The organism is Plebeiibacterium sediminum, from assembly GCF_026013605.1.
Classification (GTDB): Bacteria; Bacteroidota; Bacteroidia; order Bacteroidales; family Marinilabiliaceae; genus Saccharicrinis; species Saccharicrinis sediminus.
On the sequence record NZ_JAPDPJ010000198.1, the window covers coordinates 1 to 1439 of the forward strand.

At 35.2% G+C, this 1439-nt stretch carries 1 protein-coding gene; it reads right to left on the reverse strand.

Annotated elements, in window-relative coordinates; translation table 11 throughout:
- Nucleotides 1-158: 158 nt before the first annotated feature.
- Nucleotides 159-1385, reverse strand: coding sequence for an IS256 family transposase (locus tag OM075_RS25030; protein WP_301193298.1), 1227 nt, complete (start codon nucleotides 1383-1385; stop codon nucleotides 159-161).
- Between the last annotated feature and the right edge of the window lie 54 nt (nucleotides 1386-1439).

Genomic DNA, 1439 nt, shown 5'->3' on the forward strand with positions numbered 1-1439 from the left:
ATTATTCAAATTAAATTATCTTTTTTCTTAAAACCAATTCTCAAAAGCTTTATTGAGAAGATTTCAGGTTCTGTCAAGGGTGGCTGAGGTACGAAGCCATTCATATACCCTTGACGGGTTCTGTAATCTACCTACTTTTGCTTTTTTGAGTTGGTTGATCACAAATCAATTTTCATACGATCTCCAAATTTTATACAAAACTGCTGAATGGTTAATCCCCAATTACGAACAGGCTGGGTCCATTTTTTAGAGATATTTTCAGTAGCCAGGTAGATCAATTTCATTAATGCCATATCACTAGGAAATGCTCCTTTAGTTTTAGTTACTTTACGAATTTGACGATGAAAACCTTCCACAGCATTAGTCGTGTAAATTATCTTTCTAATATGCTCATCATATTGAAAATACGTTGTTAATTCTTCCCAGTTCTCATGCCATGATTTTATGACTATAGGATACTTTTTACCCCATGCTTCTTCAAGGTTAAGAAGTTCCATCTCGGCTTGGCTCTTTGTTGCTGATTGATAAACCTTTTTAAGATCTTTCATGAACGTTTTTTGATCTTTTGAGGCAACATACTTCAGTGAATTTCTAATTTGATGGATTACACATTTTTGTATTTCCGTTTCGGGATAAATGCTTAGTATGGCATCTGAAAAACCTTTAAGATTATCAGTGCATGCGATAAGTATATCTTTTACCCCACGGCTTTTTAAATCAGTTAATACAGATAACCAGAAGTTTGCCCCTTCACTTTCGGAAATATACATACCGATAAGTTCTTTGCGGCCTTCTTTATTAATTGCTAATATATTGTAAACTGCTCTGGAGGTAACTTTTCCACCATCCCTTACTTTATAATGCATAGCATCCATCCAAACAATTGGATAGACTTCATCCAGTGGCCTATTTTGCCATTCTTTTACTTGTGGTATAACTCTGTCTGTAATCTCACTTAGTGTTGTTGCTGATATTTCAACATCATACATCTCTTGTATGTGGATGGAAATATCACGCAAACTCATTCCTCGACCATAAAGTCCGATAATCTGTGGTGCAAGATTATCTGCCAATATGGTTTCTCGCTTTTTTACTATCTGGGGTTCAAAGCTACTATGCCGATCTTGTGGTGTTTCAATAGTTATTTCTCCAGATGAAGTTTTTAGGGTTTTGGAGCTTTTGCCATTACGTTTATTCCCAATACTACGTTCTTCTTCATCTAAATGACACTCCATCTCTGCGGAAAGAGCACTTTCTAGAAATTCTTTAATAATGGGTGCAAAAACACCTCCTTCTCCTGTTAATGATTTTCCGCTCTTTAATTGACTAAGAGCTAAATCCCGCATTGCAATATATTCTGGGGATTCTTTTTTCTTTTCTGCCATAAGTCACAATATTAATAATTTGTTGCTTACAGACAGTGTTTATTTTACATCCTC